Source organism: Microcoleus sp. D3_18_C4 (assembly GCF_036702355.1).
GTDB lineage: Bacteria > Cyanobacteriota > Cyanobacteriia > Cyanobacteriales > Microcoleaceae > Microcoleus.
Genome location: NZ_JAUBTF010000156.1, coordinates 1 through 1915 on the forward strand (window position 1 = coordinate 1; position 1915 = coordinate 1915).

The following is a 1915-nucleotide window of genomic DNA, read 5'->3' on the forward strand; positions in this document are numbered from 1 at the left end:
AGGATAATTGGTGCGTCAGTTTTTTGTGGAAACAGTGCGATTTGAGCGCAGTCGATTTGCGGGGAGCTAATCTCCAATAAGCCCATTTGAGCGGCGCTAATTTGTCCGCTGCTAAGTTAAAGAATGCTGATATTTCTGCTTGCCAATAAAGTGCTAAAGAACTGGCGACGGGACATCATAAATTTAGAAGTAGAACTGTACTTACAGACAAGTTTACAGTTTTCTGATTAAATAGGTAGAGGCAATTCGCGGATTGCTTCTAAAACCCCAAGATCACTCACTCAAATAGCAATTTACCCATGAGCGCTGCACTCCCGTTAACAGGCAAAGCTATAGTAGTCCAGGTAATTAACGGTCAACCCGTTGTGATCGAAGTAGACGGCACTAATGCCCCGATTACTGGAGGAAATTTTGTTGACTTAGTTGAACGAGGCATTTACGACGGGGTGATGTTTCACCGAGTTGTGCGTCAGCCAGATCCTTTTGTTGTGCAAGGAGGTGATCCGCGCAGCAGGGATACGACAATTCCGGCAAGTCAATTGGGAACGGGTAGTTTTATTGACCCGGATACCAATCAGGCGCGTTTTATTCCTTTGGAAATTAAGCCGCAAGGGGCCGCGCAACCTGTTTACAACCAAGTTGTCACCCAGACGCCGCAGTTGCGGCATAATCGCGGCGCTGTGGCAATGGCTCGTTCCAATGCTTTGGATTCGGCTTCTTCGCAGTTTTATTTTGCTTTGGATGAGTTGCCATTTTTGGATGGTAGTTATGCTGTTTTTGGCAATGTTATTCAAGGTTTTGAAACGGTGAATGCGGTGCAGCAGGGCGATCGCATTTCAACTGCAAAAGTCGTTCAAGGAATCGTCCCCAGTCGGGTTTCTAGCATCATTACCGATGTTAATGTGCTCAACGATTTAATTAATAGTACCAATTTCGTAAATCTATCTTTGGGAGCGCTCAGACTGCCAAATACCCCCAACAACTATCAAGTCACTTCCCAAGACTCTCAGCAAAATCCCAGCGGTGTAGTGGGAGGTAGCGCAAACGATCGCATCCTCGGTTCACCGACGGATGATGCAATTAATGGCAGCCAAGGCAACGATACCATCAGTGGCGAAGTCGGTGACGACTTTTTGCGAGGTGGCAAAGGTAACGATTCCATTAGCGGTGGTGTTGGCAACGATATTCTGATTGGCAATTTCGCTGACGATATTCTCAATGGTGATGCTGGTAACGACTTTTTGCGAGGCGGTCAAGGGGATGATATCTTAATTGGTGGTGATGGCAATGATATTTTGATTGGAGATACAGGCAACAATACTCTCACAGGAGGTAGTGGTGCAGATACTTTTGTTTTGCTCGGAGTAGATCCTGCTTCTCTTCCTTTTATTACCCTACCCCCGACAAGTCATACAATAGTTGATTTTAGACCAGAGGAAGGCGATCGCATTGCTTTGACAGGAAATTTATCCGATACTACATTCACTCAATCTGGAAGCAATACTGTCATTAACTTGGCAGCGGCTGGTACTGTGGTACAAAATTCTACTGTCGCCTCTGTTCAAAATGCAGCCTTTGCAATTCCTTTATCTAGGATTCCTAGTAATCCTAACCCTCAACCTGCCGATGCAGCCTTGAGAATTGGCTAACTTTAACTATAGGTGTAGGGTGCTTATGGCGCACCTTACAAATTCCCCAATTCCCATTCCCCATTCCCCAATTGCCCAATTTCCCATTCCCAATTTCTAATTTGAAAACTCAACTAACACCATAGCTTTGTAATTTGAGAAACTGCCTCTTGATAAGAATCCATTCTCCCCTGCTGCTTAAAAAGCCCTGCTGCTTTCTGAAAATCCTCAAATGCTCCCTGAACCTCTCTCAATTTATATCTAGTCAGTCCTCGGTTAAAGTAAGC

At 45.1% G+C, this 1915-nt stretch carries 1 protein-coding gene and 1 pseudogene; both read left to right on the top strand.

Annotation, left to right across the window (positions count from 1 at the left end):
- Window positions 1-80 precede the first annotated feature (80 nt).
- Window positions 81-149 (top strand): annotated as a pseudogene (locus QUA90_RS30655) (pentapeptide repeat-containing protein); the annotation flags it as partial.
- Between the two features lie 150 nt (window positions 150-299).
- A complete protein-coding gene (locus tag QUA90_RS30305) occupies window positions 300-1649 on the top strand; it encodes a peptidylprolyl isomerase (RefSeq protein ID WP_333448783.1) in 1350 nt (449 codons plus the stop codon).
- The last annotated feature ends 266 nt before the right edge of the window (window positions 1650-1915 follow it).

Coding starts and splice junctions, on each gene's coding strand:
- QUA90_RS30305 (WP_333448783.1), top strand. CDS start 300: ATGAGCGCTGCACTCCCGTTAACAGGCAAAGCTATAGTAGTCCAGGTA.